General features: G+C 28.8%; 18 protein-coding genes and 2 tRNA genes. 6 read left to right on the top strand and 14 right to left on the bottom strand.

Translation table 11 applies throughout. The annotated features are described in order from the left end of the window. Nucleotides 1-102: 102 nt before the first annotated feature. The 4 genes from WJW32_RS01660 to WJW32_RS01645 form a co-directional block, all read right to left on the bottom strand. A complete protein-coding gene (locus tag WJW32_RS01660; RefSeq protein WP_340254036.1) occupies nucleotides 103-1,593 on the bottom strand; it encodes a flotillin family protein in 1,491 nt (496 codons plus the stop codon). A 34-nt stretch (nucleotides 1,594-1,627) separates the two neighbouring features. Continuing rightward, the gene (locus WJW32_RS01655) at nucleotides 1,628-2,068 is read right to left on the bottom strand and encodes a hypothetical protein (protein WP_340254034.1); all 441 of its coding nucleotides are present in this window, start codon (nucleotides 2,066-2,068) and stop codon (nucleotides 1,628-1,630) included. Nucleotides 2,069-2,290: 222 nt separating this feature from the next. Next, on the bottom strand, nucleotides 2,291-4,051 hold the full coding sequence (locus tag WJW32_RS01650; protein WP_340254039.1) for a 5'-nucleotidase C-terminal domain-containing protein: 1,761 nt from the start codon (nucleotides 4,049-4,051) through the stop codon (nucleotides 2,291-2,293). Nucleotides 4,052-4,169: 118 nt separating this feature from the next. Then, on the bottom strand, nucleotides 4,170-4,733 hold the full coding sequence (locus WJW32_RS01645) for an HD domain-containing protein (protein ID WP_340254032.1): 564 nt from the start codon (nucleotides 4,731-4,733) through the stop codon (nucleotides 4,170-4,172). A gap of 169 nt (nucleotides 4,734-4,902) precedes the next feature. Here WJW32_RS01645 and WJW32_RS01640 point away from each other — a divergent pair, with 169 nt between their 5' ends. Next, complete coding sequence (locus WJW32_RS01640) at nucleotides 4,903-5,115, top strand: hypothetical protein (RefSeq protein WP_340254029.1); 213 nt, start codon at nucleotides 4,903-4,905, stop codon at nucleotides 5,113-5,115. A 182-nt stretch (nucleotides 5,116-5,297) separates the two neighbouring features. Here WJW32_RS01640 and rd read toward each other — a convergent pair whose 3' ends face one another. The 3 genes from rd to WJW32_RS01625 form a co-directional block, all read right to left on the bottom strand. Further along, nucleotides 5,298-5,459 carry a rubredoxin gene (gene rd, locus WJW32_RS01635; RefSeq protein ID WP_340254026.1) on the bottom strand — a complete coding sequence of 54 codons (162 nt, stop codon included), beginning with the start codon at nucleotides 5,457-5,459 and terminating at the stop codon, nucleotides 5,298-5,300. Between the two features lie 201 nt (nucleotides 5,460-5,660). Further along, nucleotides 5,661-6,464, bottom strand: a complete 804-nt coding sequence (locus WJW32_RS01630; RefSeq protein ID WP_340254024.1) for a hypothetical protein — start codon at nucleotides 6,462-6,464, stop codon at nucleotides 5,661-5,663. A 106-nt stretch (nucleotides 6,465-6,570) separates the two neighbouring features. Further along, a complete protein-coding gene (locus tag WJW32_RS01625) occupies nucleotides 6,571-7,524 on the bottom strand; it encodes an ROK family protein (RefSeq protein ID WP_340254022.1) in 954 nt (317 codons plus the stop codon). A 217-nt stretch (nucleotides 7,525-7,741) separates the two neighbouring features. Between WJW32_RS01625 and splB the strand changes: the two genes are divergently transcribed. From splB to WJW32_RS01610, 3 genes are all read left to right on the top strand, one after another. Continuing rightward, nucleotides 7,742-8,752: a spore photoproduct lyase gene (gene splB / locus WJW32_RS01620; RefSeq protein ID WP_340254020.1), complete on the top strand. Its 1,011-nt coding sequence runs from the start codon at nucleotides 7,742-7,744 to the stop codon at nucleotides 8,750-8,752. A gap of 179 nt (nucleotides 8,753-8,931) precedes the next feature. Next, nucleotides 8,932-9,381: a YaiI/YqxD family protein gene (locus WJW32_RS01615; protein ID WP_340254017.1), complete on the top strand. Its 450-nt coding sequence runs from the start codon at nucleotides 8,932-8,934 to the stop codon at nucleotides 9,379-9,381. A 144-nt stretch (nucleotides 9,382-9,525) separates the two neighbouring features. Next, nucleotides 9,526-9,690: a DUF1540 domain-containing protein gene (locus tag WJW32_RS01610; RefSeq protein WP_340254016.1), complete on the top strand. Its 165-nt coding sequence runs from the start codon at nucleotides 9,526-9,528 to the stop codon at nucleotides 9,688-9,690. A gap of 80 nt (nucleotides 9,691-9,770) precedes the next feature. On the opposite strand, the gene WJW32_RS01605 is transcribed toward WJW32_RS01610, so the two are convergent. The 5 genes from WJW32_RS01605 to polA all read right to left on the bottom strand — a co-directional run bounded on the left by WJW32_RS01605 (nucleotide 9,771) and on the right by polA (nucleotide 15,252). Continuing rightward, nucleotides 9,771-9,856, bottom strand: a tRNA-Leu gene (locus tag WJW32_RS01605). Between the two features lie 57 nt (nucleotides 9,857-9,913). Continuing rightward, on the bottom strand, nucleotides 9,914-11,455 hold the full coding sequence (locus tag WJW32_RS01600) for an ABC transporter substrate-binding protein (RefSeq protein WP_340254013.1): 1,542 nt from the start codon (nucleotides 11,453-11,455) through the stop codon (nucleotides 9,914-9,916). A gap of 11 nt (nucleotides 11,456-11,466) precedes the next feature. Continuing rightward, nucleotides 11,467-12,006 carry a lytic transglycosylase domain-containing protein gene (locus tag WJW32_RS01595; protein WP_340254010.1) on the bottom strand — a complete coding sequence of 180 codons (540 nt, stop codon included), beginning with the start codon at nucleotides 12,004-12,006 and terminating at the stop codon, nucleotides 11,467-11,469. After that, nucleotides 11,999-12,601, bottom strand: a complete 603-nt coding sequence (coaE, locus tag WJW32_RS01590; RefSeq protein WP_340254007.1) for a dephospho-CoA kinase — start codon at nucleotides 12,599-12,601, stop codon at nucleotides 11,999-12,001. The genes WJW32_RS01595 and coaE overlap by 8 nt, the downstream gene beginning before the upstream one ends. 8 nt (nucleotides 12,602-12,609) lie before the next feature. Beyond that, a complete protein-coding gene (gene polA / locus WJW32_RS01585) occupies nucleotides 12,610-15,252 on the bottom strand; it encodes a DNA polymerase I (RefSeq protein ID WP_340254004.1) in 2,643 nt (880 codons plus the stop codon). Between the two features lie 239 nt (nucleotides 15,253-15,491). Here polA and WJW32_RS01580 point away from each other — a divergent pair. Further along, nucleotides 15,492-15,568, top strand: a tRNA-Leu gene (locus tag WJW32_RS01580). A gap of 50 nt (nucleotides 15,569-15,618) precedes the next feature. On the opposite strand, the gene WJW32_RS01575 is transcribed toward WJW32_RS01580, so the two are convergent. Beyond that, complete coding sequence (locus WJW32_RS01575; protein WP_340254001.1) at nucleotides 15,619-16,758, bottom strand: RNA-binding domain-containing protein; 1,140 nt, start codon at nucleotides 16,756-16,758, stop codon at nucleotides 15,619-15,621. A 162-nt stretch (nucleotides 16,759-16,920) separates the two neighbouring features. Here WJW32_RS01575 and WJW32_RS01570 point away from each other — a divergent pair, with 162 nt between their 5' ends. Beyond that, a complete protein-coding gene (locus WJW32_RS01570; RefSeq protein WP_340253998.1) occupies nucleotides 16,921-17,817 on the top strand; it encodes a selenium metabolism-associated LysR family transcriptional regulator in 897 nt (298 codons plus the stop codon). Nucleotides 17,818-18,436: 619 nt separating this feature from the next. Here the strand turns inward: WJW32_RS01570 and WJW32_RS01565 are convergent. Beyond that, a complete protein-coding gene (locus WJW32_RS01565) occupies nucleotides 18,437-19,819 on the bottom strand; it encodes an aminopeptidase (protein WP_340253995.1) in 1,383 nt (460 codons plus the stop codon). Between the last annotated feature and the right edge of the window lie 37 nt (nucleotides 19,820-19,856).

Here is a 19,856-nt window from a genome sequence, read left to right as displayed (position 1 = left end):
TTTGGGATTAAGAGCTATAATTTTTCCAAATTAGAGATTTGATCAATTGGTATTTTATAGTGAATAAATAATTACATTTGTACGAAATTTAGGTAGCTACTTTTATTTATCTTCATTTATTTTTTTTATTTCAACTGAATCTACTTGTTCTATTTTATTCATATCCTCAGGCATAAATTTATTTTTCACAACATCCATTATATTAACACCTGTTAAAGCCTCTACTGCGTCTGGAAGCTGGCTCATTATATCAGTTACATATCCTGTAACCTTTGATGCTCCACCTTTACCTTCTGTATTTCCATTATCTATTATAACTATTTTTTCAGTTTTAGTTAGAGGTTCTGCTATTGATTTAGCTATCTCTGGTAATTTTTCAACTAACATTTGAGTAATAGCCGCTTCATTATATTGCTTGAACGCCTCAGCTTTAGCTTGCATAGCCTCTGCTTCTGCCTTACCTCTTTCTTTTATAATATCAACTTCTGCCAAACCTTCAAGTCTTCTAGCTTCAGCTTTGGCTGTACCTTCAAGCTTTATAGACTCAGCTCTTGCTTGAGCGTCTTGTATTTGTTTATACTTCTCAGCATCTGCACGTTTTTCAGCTTCATATTTATTAGCATCTGCCTGCTTTTTAACTTTTGCATCAAGTTCTTTTTCTACTCTTACGGCTTCTTTTTCAGCTATTTCGATTTGTTTATCTTGTTCTAATAATTTAACCTGCATCTCAGTCTCTACAACTTCTTTTCTAACCTTATTCTGCTCGATTTCATAAGCAAGGTCAGCTTGTGCTGTTTGAACTTGTTGTTCTTGTCTGTATACTTGAACTTTTAATTCCTTATTTTTATTAAATTCAGATATCTCTGTTTCAGATTCAAGTCTTGCTCTTTCTCCTTCTTTATAAGCTATTGCAGTTTGAATCTTAGAGTCTCTTTGAGCCTCTGATTTTTTGATTTCAGTTTCTGATTTAGCTTTAGCTTCAGCTATTTCAGCATCTCTTTTAACTTCAGATATTCTCTTTTTACCTAAAGCTTTTAAATATCCATTTTCATCAGATATATCTCTTATTGTAAATGCTTTTATCTCAAGACCCATTTGAGCAAGATCCACTGCAGCTACTTCTTGAACCTGAGATGCAAATTTTTCTCTATTTTTGTATATTTCTTCTACTGTCATTGTAGATATAATCTCACGTAATTTTCCTTCTAAAACATCTTTAGATGTTTCCTTTATTCTATTTATTGTATCAAATTCCTTACCAGTGTTAAATTGTTCCATAGCAGAATATATAGATTCTTCATCAGATTTAACCTTAACAACAGTAACTCCATCTACAGTAAGTTCAACACCTTCCTCAGTAAGAGCTCCATCCGTTCTAAGTTCAATCTTCATATTTTCCAAGGAAATAATATCAGTTCTTTCAAGTAAAGGAATTACAAGTCCCCCTCCACCAGATATAACCCTCTTTTTAAGTCCTGTTACAACTCTAGCCTTATCTTGAGGAACCTTCTTCCACATAGATAAAAATCCACCAACAAGAATAAGTATTACTAACACTACTATAATTGGATAAATCAACGTTTCTAATCCCATTTAGTACTCCCCCCTTAATTTTAATTAGTTATATTTACATAGTATCTACATAAAATACATCTTTTTCTATGAGTACTATTACAACCTTGCTATTAGCTTCAACTCTTTTACCCTCTATATGCTTTGCTGGAGAGTTATATGTATTTCCATTCATACTATATTTTATCTGCCCAAATCCATCTTGTACAATAGCAGATATAACTTTAGCATATTGCCCTATTAATTTTTTTTGAGATTCACTAGACGTATTTTCAGCTTTTTTCAAAAAACAAAATATATATTTGTTTATCAAATACGAAATTATAAAAGCTATAACAAAAGAAATAGATAATATGTATAAAGATGGTTGATTCCATTTAGTTTGCACAATTCCACTTCCCCCAAATACAGTTATAAATATAGCTATAACAGCTGGTTTTATAGGTATTATATTAAGATAGCCAAAATCCATATCTGCATCAAAATCCAAATCCATAATGCTTCCTAATATAAAGCTTGCTAGACTATATAAAACTCCAACCCAAAACAAAAAATAATATATTTTTAAAATGAATATCACCCCTTTAAAGCAATATTTTCATTATAAATATTACCATATTTTTACTTCAATGTATATATTCTATATGTAAATATTTATTAAAAGTATTATATCTTTATAATATGCATAAAAAAAGAGGACTAAAGTCCTCTTTTTTTGTTACTTAACTGGAATAGACAATGTCTGTCCAATATGTATTAAGTTTGGATTTTTTAGTGAGTTAAGCTCAGCTATTGTTTTCCAATCCACATTGTATTTCTTTCCTATTTTATAAAGAGCATCTCCCTTTACAACTACATAAGTTACAGTTTCTGGCTTAACCTCTGGCTTAACTTCTGGTTTAGCTTCTGGCTTAACTTCTGGTTTAACTTCTGGTTTAACTTCTGGTTTAACTTCTTTTGCTACTAATCTATCTTGTTTTTTGTAATCTATAACTTTAACATTTTTAATTTCATCAATTAAAGCATCTCTTATAGCTATAGTTTCACCTAATGATTTAGCATCTTTGAATGATGCATAACCATCTCCACCAGCTGCCATAAAATCATTAGTTACAACTTTGTATTTCTTGTTTAAATCAATTTCTTCTCCATTGTCTAAAGTCATTTTTACTACTTTATTTCCTTTTTTAGCACCTTTTATGTACTCAACTGTAACTCCAGAGAACTCAATTGATCCTATTTCTTGATTTTCGATTCCATTTTCAAAAGCTTCTTTTATTTGAGCTCCTGTCATTACAAAAGATGATAATACATTGTCAAAAGGCATTACTTCATACATTTTTCCAACAGTTATATCTCCAGCAGGAACATTAACTCTAAGTCCACCACCATTAGTCATTGCAATATCTGCATTGTCTAATTTTTTCATTACATCTGTAGTCCATTGACCTAAAGTACTAGTTGTAAAGTCATTACGGTCATGATCTAATTCATTAACTGTTTTACCTATAACCTCATCTAATATAGGTGCTACCTTTTCTCTATCTTTAGCTATCATTTCTTTTACAGTAACATCTTCTGCTAAAGTATCTGGTCTTGAATATAATAAATCTATCGAAGCTTCTTTTTTAACTACTTTTTTTGTATCTTTATCTACTACAAATGATATTTTTCCTAAAGCCCTACCTTGCTTGTATCCTTGAACTACAGGTATACCATTTACCAATCCTGAAACTCTTTGGTGAGAATGTCCTAATATAATTCCATCAATATTTTCTACATCAGCAAGTTCTGGAACTTCCATTTTGATTTCTTTTGTTTTTGAATCTTGGAAAGCTCCTATATGAGCAAGTATTATAACTATATCTGCTCCTTCTGCTTTAACCTTTGGTACCATTTCTTTTGCAACTTCTGCTGGATTTTTAAATTCTATATCAGCAACATTTGCAGGGTTAGTTTTATAAGCTGTTTCTTGAGTTGTAAGACCTATAATACCTACTTTTATTCCATCTAATTCAACTATCTTATAAGGATCAGCCCACTCAACTGGCTTATTAGTTTTTTTGTCATAAACATTAGCTGCTAAGAATGGTATTCCTGAAGTTTCTTCCCACTTACTTATCTTATCCATTCCCCAATCGAATTCATGATTACCAAGTGCTGAATACATTATTCCAGCTTCTTTCATGAATTTAGCAACAGGCTCTCCATATAAAAGATTTGATTCTGGTGAACCATTATAGTTGTCTCCTGCCGATAATATTATCGTATTTGGATTATTTTGTTTTGCTTTTTTTAATTCATTTGCTAATTTTGCTGCACCTACATTTTTTCCATTTTCATTAAGCGAACCATGAAAATCATTAATTTGTAAAATGTCTATATTTACTTCTTCCGCAGCTTTAGCTACTGGAACTTGTCCGAACATAGTTAAAACCATTAAAAACGAAACTATAAAGGCCGTAAAACGTTTTCTCATTTTCAACTAAATCCCCTCCATTCTTTTATTTGCGTACTCTCGCCCTATTATTATACTAAATATACGCTCTTTTTTCAATATTTGTATATTTTATTCCAATTTTATCTCATGAATTTTTTTATAATCCCAAAACATCATCTATTTCAATCATGGCATCAAGCGACATTTTCGCAAAATCATTAAAATCTATTCCTAGTTTTTCTATAGATTTCATAGCTTCTCTATTGGCTCCAGCTGCAAATCTAGTTTCTTTCATTCTCTTTGTTATTGATTTTACTTTTACACTACTTATCTTTTTATCAGGATAAACAAGTGCTATAGCAGTTATAAACCCAGTTATTGGATCAGCTGCATAAAGCGCTCTATCAAATTTATTTTCTATCTTAGTTCCATTACATGGATTATGAGCACATATAGCATGATACATTTCTTCGTTTCCAAAATTCTCATTTTTAAGTATTTCAATAGTCTTTGGTCCATGAAGTGACATATCACTTTTCCAATCTACAGTATCATTATCAAGGTCATGTAAAAGTCCAGCTAAGCCCCACATTTCTTCATTTTCAGGTTCTATTTTTTTTGCAAGAGCTCTCATAACACTCTCAACTGCATAGCTATGCTTTATAATATGAGGTGTTGTTATATGGGTATTTATTAGCTCAATAGCTTTTTCTCTATTCATACTTATCCCTCCTAAAATATAATATTATTCAATAGTCTTATCATAACAGTTTCAATTTATTCTAATTTTAACACAATATGTATATATTATCTAATTTTTTACTTTAGCTGAACATATTTTTTTATAATATGTAAATACTAATATTATATTTTACTGAGGAGGTATTAATATGCTAAATAAAAGCCATATAGATTTAGATAAGTTAAATAAAGTTCCATCAAATCATCCATTTGAGTACAAGGATGTTGTAAGTGATGATTTTCCAACGGAGGATCATGGAATAGACGGTAGAAGATTCAAATCAGAGGTTGAAAATGGTAAATATGAAAATGTAACAGTAAACAAAGAAACTGATAATAGAGTTCAGTATAAAAAATTATAAAAAATTCGTCTACTCGCTAACGCGGTGACTCATATCGCCAACGATCCTTACAGGCTCCGTTGCTCAAAAATAGTTGCAAGTGTAGGTGTTTCATCAATATTATCCACAATTTAAAAATCATATAATTTCCTTAATCTAAAAAAAGCCACTGATTTTAAATCCATGGCTTTTACTTATATTTTTTAAGCTTCCTCTTCAAATTGATCCTTACCTACTGCACATAAAGGACACAACCAATCCTCTGGCACATCTTCCCACTTAGTTTCTGCTGCTACTCCATTATCTGGATCTCCCTCTGCTGGATCATATACATAACCACATACTACACATACATATTTTTTCATTTTCTATTCCTCCATATTTTTTATATTTTAAATCATTAAGTTTTTGTTTGTATTTATTATTTACCCTATAAACTTAGTATTAAACATATAATTTTTAATTTGTAGATAGGAAATTATATTCTTCTTTAAATTATGGATAAATATAAATTCCGTTACGAGTTTCAAAAAGTCTACATTGAAATCTTTAGAATAAAGACTTTTTTATATATTTTTTTCAAAAGCTAAATCTTGATATACAAAAAATCCATTTTTCTTATAAAACTTAATTAAATCCTTTCTCTTTATGTGTTTTTTGTTTTCATTTATGTATCCCTTTATGTAATGTACATTCCTAGGAAGTTTCATATTTTTTATCAATGAGTCTAAATTAGAAAAAACAAATGTAGCGTGTCCACACCTTAATTTATCAGTAGATGCATTTATTCTATCTATGTATATGTAATCATCTTTATATTTAAATTCCATTTTTAAAGAACTTTTATACTCACTTTTAGTCTTGTTTAAATATCCATAAACAATATATACATTCCCTTTTTCATCGTTATTATAATACCTCATATTATCGCAAATTAAACATATTAAATCATAATTTTTATCAAATCCAAATAGAATAAATAATTTATCTATATTTTTTTCATTCTTCAAATAAATTATATCCTTAAATGTATTTATATATTGATTGTATTTGTTTATATCATTTTGAATTTTATGGATTAAATATTCATGTCTTTTAATAGAATCCTCTATGCAGTATTTACATTTTCCCTTTTTAAAATTTATACATTTAACTGAATCTATATTTTTTTTAGTACAAGCTAACATACTTTCGATATCTATTTCATTAAACCTATTCTTATTCTGCAAAATTTCATTTATATTATCATCATCTATAATTTTTTTTAATTCATTCATTTTATCGTGTAGTATATTCTGTATAGAAATTAAGTCTTTTATAGAATCTTCAATTTTGATTCTTCTTTTTTTTCTACATTTATTATATACCACAATATCCCCCCATATACTAATATTCATATGGTATATATTTATTATTATGAATTTATTTATATGCAAAAAAATTACTGCCTTTATAAAGGCAGTAATTTTTTCTCACTTATATATCATAAAATGCCAAAGCCCCAGCTCCAACAAGTCCACAATCATCTCTCTTAGCCTTTTCTATTTTACAAATTTGAGTACTAGGCTTTAAAGACATACTATTTATAGTATCCATCATCTTATCATAAAACATTTCTAGACAATTAGAAACTCCACCGCCTATACTTATTTTTTCTGGATTGTACATAGCAATGATATTAAAAATACCAACACCTAAATAGTATCCCTCATTTTCTACTATTTCTAAAGCAAGCTTATCTCCTCTTTTAGCTGCTTCAAATACATATTCAGCCTTTACTTTTCCACCTTGAGCTAGCTCAGATATAATACTTTCTTCATTTTCAATTCTCTCAGAAGCAATTTTTTCTATAGCTGTACCAGATGCATAAGCTTCGAAACAACCCTCGTTCCCACAATTACATTTTCTACCATTCATGTTAATTATCATATGACCTGCTTCAAATCCATTTGAGCTAGCTCCTATTTGAAGCTTAGAATCTATTATAGCTCCACCCCCAACGCCTGTACTAACAGTTATATATATAAAATTTTTGCATCCTTTTCCAAACCCAAATAAATACTCTCCAAGTGCTGCTGCATTACCATCATTTTGAAGCTTTATATTAATTCCTTCAAATTCTTCAGATAACTTTTCTACTAACTTTACATTTTTCCAACCTTTTAAATTTCCACTTTCAACTATTATTCCTTTTTCACTATCTATTGGTCCAGGAGAACCTATTCCTATTCCCTTTAAATCATTCTTAGTTAAATTCAATCTTTCTAATAATTCATATATAGTCTTTTTTATGTTATTTATACTATTATCAGGTCCTTTTTCAACCTCTGTAGGTATCTTAATATTATCAAGAACTTCTCCTTCTTTAGTCATAATACCTATATTAATCTTCGTTCCACCTAAATCAACTGCACAATATAAATCCTTCATTAAAATCACCTTCTTTTACTAGTATGTATTACTAAAATATCTTTATATTATTATAACATTTTTATAATTTGAATTTTATATAAAATTTTATTTTTTTATCTATTGATTATATTTTATTTATCCGAAAGCTAAAATCCCATCTGAATTAAATTTCACTTTACATCTGAATTTGTATAAATGAAATGTTATTTGAAATAATAATTAAGAGGTGAAAAACATGAAAAATTTTATACCAGATAAAGCATATATAGATCCTAGAGCATTAAAATACGATGTAGGTCAGATTAGTGTTAATCATCTAAAAGAATTAAATATTCCTATAGAAATATCAAGAAAAGTTGTAATAGATGGAAAAAACTCTTTAGAAAATTACTCAAAATCTAAAAAGACCATATACCTTACAGTTAATAAACAAAAGAAATTAAAACCCTGTAAACCATCTGCCGACTATCAGTTTTCTCTATCCAGTTCGTGTCCAGGTCACTGTGAATACTGTTATCTTCAAACTACTCAAGGTGAAAAACCTTTTATGAAGGTATTCGTAAATATAGACGAGATATTAGATGTTATTAAAACACATATAGATAATAACCATCCAAATATAACAACATTTGAATGCGGAAGTATAACTGACCCTGTTGCACTTGAACATTTAACTGGAAATCTAAAAAAATGCATCGAATTCTTTTCAAATTCAGAAAATGGAAGACTTAGAGTTATAACTAAATATGATAACGTAGATTCTTTTTTAAATATAGATCATAACAATCATACTAAATTCAGGTTTAGTATAAACACAAGATACGTTATAAATAATTTTGAGCACAACACATCAAGCTTTGAAGAAAGAATAATGGCATCAAAAAAGATATCCTCCAGTCAATATCCTCTAGGATTTATCATAGCGCCTATTATGATTTATGATAATTGGAAGACTGAGTATAAAGAATTAATAATAAAACTAAAAAAAGAACTCAAAGACTACAACAATCCTATAACATTTGAGCTTATTCAGCATAGATTCACAAGCACTGCCAAAGAACTTATTCTCACTCGCTTTCCAAAGACAAAACTTGATCTTAACGAAGACAACAGACAGCTAAAATGGGGCCCTTATGGGAAATTTAAGTATGTATACCCAAAAGAAAAAAGCAGTGAATTAAAAGAATATATATCAAACCTTATATACGAAAATTTTGAAAACAGCACTATAGAGTACTTTACTTAGTAATTATAATTTAAAACTAAGCTTAACCTTCATATTATTACTTATATTTATGTTTAAGTATATCAATTCACTTATCTATACGATATAATTTATACGAAAGCTAAAAATTCAGTTAGATTAAAATCTCCATCTGAATTTTTAGCTTTATAATATAATAACAATATATAAAGGAGTAACTTATGAGAATTCTCGTTGATGCAGATGCTTGTCCCGTTAAGGATATAATAGTTAAAGTCGCTAAACACTTTAATATAGCTGTCATGATGTTTATAGACACAAGTCATATTCTACATGATAATTATTCAAAGATTATTACTGTAGGTCAAGGAAAAGACTCTGTAGATATGGCTTTGATAAATTCAGTTGAAAAAGGTGATGTAGTCATTACACAAGATTATGGACTAGCTGCCATGGTGCTTGCCAAAAAAGCTCATGTTATAAATCAAAATGGACTTATTTATACTGATGACAATATAGATATGCTACTTCTTCAAAGACATTTATCTCAAAAAGCTAGAAAAGCTAGAAAAAGAACCAAAAGCGCAAAAAAAAGAACCAAATCAGACAATGACTTATTTGAAAGAAATTTTATTGAACTTTGCAAATCATTAATTCAATCAAAAATATAATTTAATGTTGTAATTTATTAAATAAAGCCGAACTATATATTTTTTTGTATTTCCCAGGAAAATTTGATTTTTCATGTAAATATTTCTTGCTATTAATCTCTTTGAAAAGCTAATACTATTATTAGACTTTTAGGAGGTGTTATAATGAATCAAGGAAACCATAATATAGGATGTACCGTTAGTGAGTGTAGATACCACGCAAAGACTTTTAATAACTGTACTCTTACTCATGTAGAAATTACTAAGCACAAGAGTGAAGCTACATGTCCAGAGTGCACAGACTGCTCAAACTTTGAAAAAGACAAGTAAAAAAAGACTCCACTTTAAAAAGTGGAGTCTTTTTATTGAAAGTTTTATAATAAAAAAAGACCCTCAGGTCTTTATATAACTGGTGCGGATGACGGGACTTGAACCCATACGAGCGTAGCTCACTACCCCCTCAAGATAGCGTGTCTGCCGATTCCACCACATCCGCATACTCAATCTTTAATAATATTCTAATTGTTCTGTATATATAAGTCAATACATTTTTTTATTCACTTACATATATATTTTCAAAACCATTGTATACATTAAATTCATTCGAATCCAGTTTTCCTTTAATTTTATTATTTAAAACCAAGTTCTTATCCTTAACCAACAAACTTATAAACGGAACATTGTTGCTAACATATTTCTCTAGCTCATTATAGTTTTGTATCTTTTCAGATTCACTATTAGAACTTATAAGCTTTTGAATCAATATATTTACATTATCGTCATTGTAATTTGTGAAACTATTATTGAAATTAAACCTAGGATCAGGAACAATAGGAAGTGTCCATCCTAGAAGTGCTAGATCATAATCCTTGTTATTAATAGCATTCGTAAGATCTTCTCCAGAAAGTTCTACTACCTCTACATCAATTCCTACATCAGACAATGAAGTTTTTATTAAATAAGCCTCTTTTAGTCTTTCCAAATTTTCTTGATTTACAACAACTCTAAACTGAGCTTCCTCTAAGTTTATATTTTTCAGATATTTTTTGGCCTTATCTGCATCATATTTAACAGCTTTTAATTCTTTATTGTAGTATTTAGATTTTTTATTTAATGGAAATTCCACTACATCTCCATTATCCAAATAAACATCCTTTAGTATTTTTTTCCTATCTATACTATATAATAACGCTTTTCTAAAGTTTATATCTTGTATATACTGGTTATCGAAATTTAATGCTACAAATTCATACTCATTACCTGTATACTTGTTTATATCAAATCTCTTAGCAGGAAACTCTCCACTTATTATCTTATCTATTTTGCAAATATCCGTTTCAAGAGATATAATCATACTCTCTTCAGCTTCTTTATCAGGTACTATAACTAATCTTACCTTATCTATATACGGTTTTTTGTCGTAGTAATCTTCATTTCTTACTAAATCTATATATTTTCTTTTTTCATATTTGTCTATTTTATACATTCCAGAGCCTATTAAATTGTTTGAATAAAGCTTCATATCATCAGTGCTCAAACCAGCAAGTCTATGCTTTGGAAGTATTGGAAATATGAAATTTTCTAAAGAAAAAGAATATGAATTATTAAATACTATATTAAAGCTAGTATCAGATAAAACCTCTACTCTAGATACATTATCAAGAAGAGGATTATAAGTACTTTTATCTAATGTTTTTAGTAGATTTATTGTAAATTCAACATCTTGACTGGTTAAGCCAACTCCATCATGCCAACGTATATTGTCTTTTAAATTTATATTCAAACTCATTCCATCCTGAGAAAGAGTGTAATCTTTCACAAGCTTTGGTTTTATATTGTAATTTTCATCTACCACAAATAGACTATCATATACTAATTTAAGAGCTTGATCTAGAGATTTTTCATTATTTAAAAGAGGATTTAAAGTTCTAAATTCAACAACCGAAATGTTTATTTTACCGCCATTCTTAGGAGTTAAGTCTTCCTCTTGTAATATAGCTTTTTGCAAATCCACATCTATCTTAGTATCATCTTTACTACATCCAAAGAGAAATACAACCATAATTAAAAGAAAAATAATTTTAATTTTTTTCATTAGTTTTTTCCTCATTTCTCATAAATAGCTTTGTATCTTTTGTAATATTTATTTACCTTATTCACATAATCACTAGTTTCTTTAAAAGGTATTTTATTTAAGTTTATTCCATTTTCACTATACCTTTGATCTTTTAACCATTTATCTACATTGCCAGATCCACCATTATATGCCGCTATTACCAAGTCCTTATCATCAAATTGCTTAAATAACTTACTTATATACCAGCATCCTATTTGAACGTTAGTCTCTGGATTAAATATATTTATATCTCCCATTTGAAGTTCATCCTTAGCCCACTGCTGAGTAATATTTGATATTTGCATAAGACCTTTAGCCTCCCTATTAGACTCTGCATAAGGAAAAAATTTACTTTCAGCCTTTATTATAGAAAATACTAGATACGGATCTATATTGTATTCCTTAGAATATTTCATTACATACTCTTCATAATGTATGGGATATACTATTTTTAAACATCTATCTACTCCAAATGTTAAGCCAGCAATAAGTATAATAGCATAAATAATAAAATACTTCTTTTTAATCAAAACACGTTTCCTCCACATAATTGCAAAATTTTTCTACATCTGCTTCAAGCTTATCCTGATTATATGAATTATCTATTATATAATCAGCATACTTTTTCTTATCTTCTACACTCATCTGTGATCTAATTCTCAATATAGCATCCTCTTTGCTTATATTATCTCTTTTTATGATTCTTTTAATCTGTACATTTTCATTGCACATAACAAGAAGTACCATATCTACTAAATCTAATAGATTTGCCTCTATTAAAAGAGGCGCATCTAATATCACAATTTTTTTCCCTTGTTTATTGAATTTGTCTATACCGTCTTTTATATTGTTTATTATTATAGGATGAGTTATAGAATTTAGTTTTTTAAGCTTATCTTCATCGGAGAAAACAATACTTCCTAATTTTTTTCTATCTAACACATTATCAGAATTAAGTATTTCACTTCCAAAATGTTCAACAAGCACATCAAGAGCTTTTTTATCATCAAATATTTTTCTCGAAATTTCATCTGCATCTATTATGTCCATATTCTTTTTCTTTAAAATATTAGAAACCGTACTTTTCCCACTTCCTATTGACCCTGTAAGACCTATTACTATCATATTCTCACCTACTTCGTTTCATACCATGAGTTCCCTGTATTAAGGTCTATACTTAATCTAACCTTCATATTTACAGCGTTTTCCATTTCATTTTTCAGAATTTTTTCAACTTCATCTATTTCATCTTCTAATGCCTCTATTATAAGTTCATCGTGCACTTGTAGAATAAGCTTTGATTTTAAATTTTCTTCTTTAAGCTTCTTATACACATTCACCATTGCAATCTTTATAACATCAGCAGCACTTCCCTGTATAGGTGTATTCATCGCTAATCTTTTTCCTAAGTTTTTAACTATAAAGTTCTTAGAATTCATCTCAGGAATGTATCTTCTTCTGTTAAGAATAGTACTTACATACCCATCAGCTTTAGCCTTTTCTACTATATCATCCATATATTTTTTTATATTAGGATATTTATCAAAGTAATTATCTATATATTCTTTAGCTTTTTTAGCTGGTATATTTAAATTTTTAGCTAATCCAAAATCACTAATTCCGTATACTATCCCAAAGTTAACAGCCTTTGCAGCACTTCTCATTTCACTATCAACATCTTTTATATCAACACCAAACACCTTTGCTGCAGTACTTGTATGAATATCTTCTCCACTTTTAAATGCATTTATCAAATTCTGATCATCACTTATGTGAGCAAGTACTCTAAGTTCTATTTGAGAGTAATCTGCATCAACCAGTCTATATCCTTCATTTGGTATAAATACCTTTCTTAAATTCCTTCCCATTTCAAGCCTTACAGGAATATTTTGAAGATTAGGCTCAGTAGATGATATTCTTCCCGTAGTAGTTATAGTTTGATTAAAAGATGAATGAATTCTCTTGCTCTTTTGATTTATTATATTTAACAGTCCGTCTACATAAGTAGATTGTAACTTAACAATCTGTCTATATTCAGATATCTTGTCTATTATCTCATGTTCAGGTCTTAATTTTTCAAGAACTTCAGCGTTAGTTGAATATCCAGTTTTAGTCTTTTTGATTACAGGAAGTTCTAATTTTTCAAACAGTATAACTCCAAGTTGCTTAGGTGAATTTATATTAAATTCTGCCCCAGCCATGTCGTATATATCTTTTTCTAAAGTCTTAATTATAATTGAATATTCTTCCTTAAGCTGTTCTAACTTTTCAATATCAACCTTGAATCCTTCATACTCCATATATCCTAAAACTTCAATAAGTGGCATTTCTATATCATAAAAAAGTTCTTGCATCTCATATTTATCTATAGTTTTTTCCATCTCATTTTTTATACCTATAACAACTTCGATTAAAGTATTAAAATATCTAACCAAAATATCTTCTTCTAATTCTTCAAATTTTTTGGCCTTCTTACCCTTTCCTAACAGTTCTTCCTCACTATTTATATTTTTTCCCATATATTTGGCTGCTAAATTATCGTGTAAGTAATTAGAACTTGTAGCATCTATTAAATATTCTCCTATTACAATATCAAACTTCATATTTTTGATATCTATATCATAACTTCTAAGAGCAATATATTCTTCCTTTAATTTATAACCGTATTTTTCTATATCTTCTGATTCTAATACATCTTTTAATTTTAAGATAAATCTTTCTTCGTTTATATAATATACCTTATCTTGCTCTAAGCCTATAAACATATATATAATATTTTTATCTAATATATTTCCTTGTTTTGTAACAGTCTTTAAGAACATATATTTTTTGTTCTTTATTTCATCTATAACAAAATCTATATTATCATCGTTTATTAGTACAGACTCTATATCATTTTCTTCCACTACCTCTTTGTTCATGCTTATTCTTTTAATTAAACTATTGAACCCAAAAGTATTGAAAAGCTTTATTATCCTTTGTTCATCATAATTTTCAAGTTTTAGTTCATCTACATCCATATCAATAGGCATATCTCTTACTATTGTGGCAAGACGCTTACTCATAAGAGCTGTGTCTATATTTTCCTCTATTTTTTTCTTTACACTTCCCTTTAGCTTGTCTGTATTTTGAACTAAATTTTCAATTGTTTCAAATTCCTTTAAAAGCTTAATTCCTGTTTTTTCTCCTATTCCAGGTACTCCTGGTATATTATCAGACTTATCTCCCATAAGTCCTTTAAGATCTATAAATTGATCTGGAGTTAACTCATATCTTTTTAAAACTTCATCATAATCATAAATTTCAAGTTCCGTTATACCTTTTTTAGTTATAAGTATCTTAGTCTTATAAGATGCAAGTTGTATAGCATCCTTGTCTCCTGTAACTATAATAACCTCAAAATCATCTTCTTCTGCTTTTTTAGATACCGTTCCAATTATATCATCAGCTTCAAAGCCTTCCATTTCAAGCCTATGTATCTTAAATGCATCTAAAAGTTCTTTTAGTGGTTCAACCTGAACTCTTAATTCATCAGGCATCTTTTTTCTTCCAGCTTTATAATCTTCATACTGTTTATGTCTAAACGTAGGTGCTTTAAGATCAAATGCAACACTCATATGTGTTGGTTTATATTCATCTATTATCTTAAATAGCATAGTAGTAAATCCATATATTGCATTAGTATGTAATCCTTCTTTATTCATAAGATCTGGCAGAGCATAAAATGCCCTATTCATCAAAGAGTTTCCATCTATTATAACAAGTTTTTTATTCACGTTTCTCACACTCCATATTCAAAAATAACATAAATAATTCAGATGAAGTCAAACTCCACCTGAATTAAGTTTCCCCTTATTATATCATTATTATATGCTTTAATCACAAGGAAATTATATAAATTTAAACTTGTAGCTGACCTTGATTAAAGAACTAAACTATCAACTAAATCATATATTTTTTTAAATATGTTGATTTTTTTTATTATATATGTTAATATTTATTTGTAAGGTTTTTTGCCCGAGTGATGGAATTGGCATACGTACGCGACTCAAAATCGTGGTTTTGCGAGTTCGAGTCTCGCCTCGGGCACCAATCAAAAAAAGATAGGTATATACCTATCTTTTTTTTATTCCCATATCCATCTACCTAACCCCAGGTAGAATAGCTCTAAATAAATTTCTTTTAGTTACATTTATAAATTTAACACTTCCTTTTTTCTCAAAAGAATTCTTTATTCTATTAAAACCCATTCCACTTCCTAAAAACCTCATCTTATCATCCAGAATTAATAACCTTTGATATATCCAATCATTTCTTCTAGATGGATTATTTTCTTTTACTATAGTATTTATACTGTCTCCTCTAATAAGTACCCCTGGATTATTTACCTCAACTTTGTCTTTTCCCAAATATATAACTATCTCCCTTGTTAAATCATAATAATCTCTATGCACCAAGCTATTTCTAATGCATTCATAAAGACCCTCTATAGGGTAATTATAGTTTTTTAAAACATTCCCAAGATAATATTCGACCTCATTTAACATATATATTATATTCCCATGAAATATTTTAGTAGTAGCCTCTTTATCCAAATTATCTATAACCCTTATAGATGAACTTGTTATATGTTTTTGAGGATGATTTCCAAAAACCAATAATCCTCCTAATGTAGTCACATAATTCCCATCTTCCATCTTTATGCATATCCCTAGATTTTCTAATAGTTCTATAGATATATCTTCATTAATATTTATCTTTTTACAATATGCACGAACTATCTTTTCATCTATTTCACTTATATCACTTTCAACAACAGGCATCATTTCCGTATTTATAATACCACTTTCCTCAAACATACTTGCAACTTCATGCCTTCTAGCTATATCAGTAGTAGATCCCCTTCTTATATAAAAGCTTCCATTTTGTCTTAATTGATGAGGCTTTTGGTTACTTTTAAATATTACCAGTATTCCTAATATTTTTCCCTCATACTCTTCATACTCCATTTTTATACTCACTGGAGGATCTATTCTATTTGATAGTATCTGCTGTATTTTTTCCTCTGCATAAGAATCCTTTTGAATACCTATTACATTCTTTGTTTTATCCTCAATTCCAAATATTATATAACCCCTTCCTCCGTATGTATTAGCAATTGCTAGTATATCTTTAGCCAATTCTTTTTTTTCAGCTTGAGTATTCAAGTTTATTTTTAATTTATAATCAAGCTTTGCACCCTCAGGCTTTTTTAAAAGGTTAGATATCTCATTTTTATCCATCTAATCACCTCTCATATTCCAAAAATTCGTTTTATGCTAACGCATCCAATACATCCTCATATACTCCTTTATTTTAAGGCTTGAGAATCTATATGTTATTTAACAACATATTATAACTATATGTTATAATTTACTTATAATTTAATAAAAGGAGTAGATACTATGGATTTTAAGCAACTCGAAACATTTATTGAAATAGCAAAACATAAAAGTTTCTCAAAAGCTGCCAAAGAACTATTTTTAACACAACCTACTATAACTACCCATATTCAAAATCTCGAAAAAGAGCTGGAAACTATTTTAATAAACAGAAATAACAAAAATATATCTTTAACTGAACCGGGAGAAATTCTTTATTCTCATGCCCTTGAAATACTAAATTCAAGAAAAAAAGCACTATTCAATTTAAAAGAGTACGAGGGAAAAATAGAGGGTATTATAGATATAACCTCAAGTTCTATTCCTGAAACATATATACTCCCAGACATTTTAAAATCTTTTATAAACGATTTTCCTGATGTGAAATTCACTATAACTCATCATGATTCATATGATGCAATCGATGAAATATTAAATGAAAAAGTAAACTTCGGATTTGTAGGTTCAAAAATTCCAAACTCACAAATACAATATATAGATCTAATAAAAGATGAGCTCGTTTTAATAGCTCCTTATGATTATAATATTATAGATGATGATTCATATGTGAGTATTTCTTCTCTTAAAAACAAAAACCTTATAATGAGAAAAGAAGGTTCAGGAACTAGAAAGGTTATAGTAAATGAACTTAAAAAAAATAATCTTCCATTAGATTATTTTAATGTAATAGCACATGTAGAAAGCAACGAAGCAACTAAAGAGATGGTGAAAAAAGGAATAGGTCTTTCTATTGTATCTAATAAGTCTATAGTAAATGATATAAGTTCCAAATCACTTAAAGCCTATAAGATAAAAGAATTGAATCTTCAAAGAAAATTTTATTTTATATATTCTAAAAAAAGAATAAATACACCTTTAGAAGAAAAATTTATAGATCATATCAAGAATTTTTTCGAATAAAAAATTCACTTAATTTTAAATATTTCAAATGCATACTTTCTTTGATTTCATGTAGGTTATCAAAAATATATCTATGGAAATAACGCTCGTGCAACGATATTTTGAAGCAAACTAACCCTCTGTCTTATGAATAATCTTAAAATTTCCGAACTCCCTACGGTCAGACACGTAAATTTCTTAACAGATTATTCAACGACAAAAGCTAAGTTTACTTAGTCAAAATATCTAAAAGCAGTCGCTAACATTTTCATAGACATATTTTTAGTTTGGTTCCTATTACTAAATAACACCATATTCACTGTAAAAGAAAAAAATCTTCAACTCTTTAAAATACTTTTTCTTGAATCTACTCAAAATCTAAACAACCAAACTAAAAAATGAAGATTATTGAAATGTTAGCTACTTTTCTGTTAATATTTTACTATAAACCTTAGATTGCGCCGTTTAAATATCCGTTAAAAAACTTCTTTGTCTGACCGTAAGAGAGTTTAAGAAGTTTTAGGATATTTAATAAGGCACAATCTTTAGTTTTATTAAAATATTGACTAAGTAGCGTTATTTCAATAATCTTCATTTTTCGCTTAACCATACAAATTCACTTACTAATCGCTTTTAAAAACTACTTTAAAAATCCTCTATAAGCCTTGAAAGTCTCATAGCAATCCACTTTACTTGCAAGTTCCATAGGTGCATGCATACTTAAAAGAGCAACTCCACAATCTACAACTTCTGCTCCATAATTTGCTAGTATGTAGGCTATAGTTCCGCCTCCACCTTGATCTACCTTTCCAAGTTCTCCTACTTGCCATGTAACATCATTTCCATCAAAAGTCTTTCTTATTTCAGATAAAAATTCTGCATTTGCATCATTACAACCAGATTTCCCTCTAGCTCCAGTGTATTTAGATACAACTACACCATGTCCTATAAATGCTGCATTTCTCTTATCAACAACATCTGGGAAGTTTGGATCAAAACCACAAGTAACATCTGCAGATAATACCTTTGAATTACCTAAGGCTCTTCTTAATTTCAAATCATTATAATCTCCTTGAGCGTTTATAATTTCGGCAACTGTATTTTCAAAGAATCTAGATTGCATTCCTGTATTACCCATAGAACCAACTTCTTCTTTATCTACAAATAATCCAACAGCTGTATACTCAGGATTTTCTACTTCAAAAATACCTTTAAGTCCTGCAAATGTACAAACTCTATCATCGTGTCCGTAAGCTGCAATCATAGATCTATCAAGACCTACATCTCTTGCCTTTCCAGCAGGAACTATTTCAATTTCAGCAGTTAAAAAATCTTCTTCTGTCATTTGATATTTCTCATTTAATAATTTTAACACACTCTTCTTAACAGCATCCTTTTCTTCATCCTTTAAAGGTATATGGCCTATTAAAACATTAAGACCCTCACCTGTAATACCTTCAGCAAGTTTTTTACCCATTTGATCCTTAGCTAAATGTATTAAAAGATCACTTATGTATACTATTGGATCATTTTCATCATCACCTATGTTAACATCAACCTTATTTCCATCCTTAGTATAAACAACACCATGCATACTTAAAGGAATAGATGTCCATTGATACTTTTTAATTCCTCCATAGTAATGAGTCTTTAAAAGAGCTAAATTACCATCTTCATAAAGTGGAAATGGTTTTAAATCTAGTCTTGGTGAATCTATGTGAGATCCAACTATCTTCATACCTTTTTCTATATCATTTTGTCCTACTACAAATAATGCTACCCCTTTATCCTTGTTATTTGCATATATTTTAGAACCTGCTTTAATATTATTATTTTCTAAAGCTTCTTCTAACGAAATATATCCTTGCTCCTTTGCCTTCTTAATTATATAATCCACACATCTTCTTTCAGTCTTTCCATTGTCTAAAAAGTCCATATACTCCTTAGAATAAGACATTAGAGCATCCATATCTCCATCTTTTAAATTTTTCCATGCATTTTTAAATTCATGAGTTAAATTCATATTTACCACCTTCCGTATAGTATAATTTTAACATATT

Source organism: Tepidibacter sp. Z1-5 (assembly GCF_037844525.1).
Classification (GTDB): Bacteria; Bacillota; Clostridia; order Peptostreptococcales; family Peptostreptococcaceae; genus Tepidibacter_A.
The sequence above is the reverse complement of the archived record's forward strand: the minus strand, read 5'-3'. Positions and strand labels throughout refer to the sequence as shown.

Excerpts from the sequence above, each read along its gene's own strand:
- WJW32_RS01610 (WP_340254016.1), top strand. The coding sequence starts at position 9,526 with ATGAATCAAGGAAACCATAATATAGGATGTACCGTTAGTGAGTGTAGA.
- WJW32_RS01640 (WP_340254029.1), top strand. The coding sequence starts at position 4,903 with ATGCTAAATAAAAGCCATATAGATTTAGATAAGTTAAATAAAGTTCCA.
- WJW32_RS01615 (WP_340254017.1), top strand. The coding sequence starts at position 8,932 with ATGAGAATTCTCGTTGATGCAGATGCTTGTCCCGTTAAGGATATAATA.
- WJW32_RS01600 (WP_340254013.1), bottom strand. The coding sequence starts at position 11,455 with ATGAAAAAAATTAAAATTATTTTTCTTTTAATTATGGTTGTATTTCTC.
- rd (WP_340254026.1), bottom strand. The coding sequence starts at position 5,459 with ATGAAAAAATATGTATGTGTAGTATGTGGTTATGTATATGATCCAGCA.
- WJW32_RS01655 (WP_340254034.1), bottom strand. The coding sequence starts at position 2,068 with ATGGATTTGGATTTTGATGCAGATATGGATTTTGGCTATCTTAATATA.
- WJW32_RS01650 (WP_340254039.1), bottom strand. The coding sequence starts at position 4,051 with ATGAGAAAACGTTTTACGGCCTTTATAGTTTCGTTTTTAATGGTTTTA.
- WJW32_RS01625 (WP_340254022.1), bottom strand. The coding sequence starts at position 7,524 with ATGAAGGATTTATATTGTGCAGTTGATTTAGGTGGAACGAAGATTAAT.
- WJW32_RS01660 (WP_340254036.1), bottom strand. The coding sequence starts at position 1,593 with ATGGGATTAGAAACGTTGATTTATCCAATTATAGTAGTGTTAGTAATA.
- WJW32_RS01575 (WP_340254001.1), bottom strand. The coding sequence starts at position 16,758 with ATGGATAAAAATGAGATATCTAACCTTTTAAAAAAGCCTGAGGGTGCA.
- WJW32_RS01570 (WP_340253998.1), top strand. The coding sequence starts at position 16,921 with ATGGATTTTAAGCAACTCGAAACATTTATTGAAATAGCAAAACATAAA.
- WJW32_RS01565 (WP_340253995.1), bottom strand. The coding sequence starts at position 19,819 with ATGAATTTAACTCATGAATTTAAAAATGCATGGAAAAATTTAAAAGAT.
- splB (WP_340254020.1), top strand. The coding sequence starts at position 7,742 with ATGAAAAATTTTATACCAGATAAAGCATATATAGATCCTAGAGCATTA.
- coaE (WP_340254007.1), bottom strand. The coding sequence starts at position 12,601 with ATGATAGTAATAGGTCTTACAGGGTCAATAGGAAGTGGGAAAAGTACG.
- WJW32_RS01645 (WP_340254032.1), bottom strand. The coding sequence starts at position 4,733 with ATGAATAGAGAAAAAGCTATTGAGCTAATAAATACCCATATAACAACA.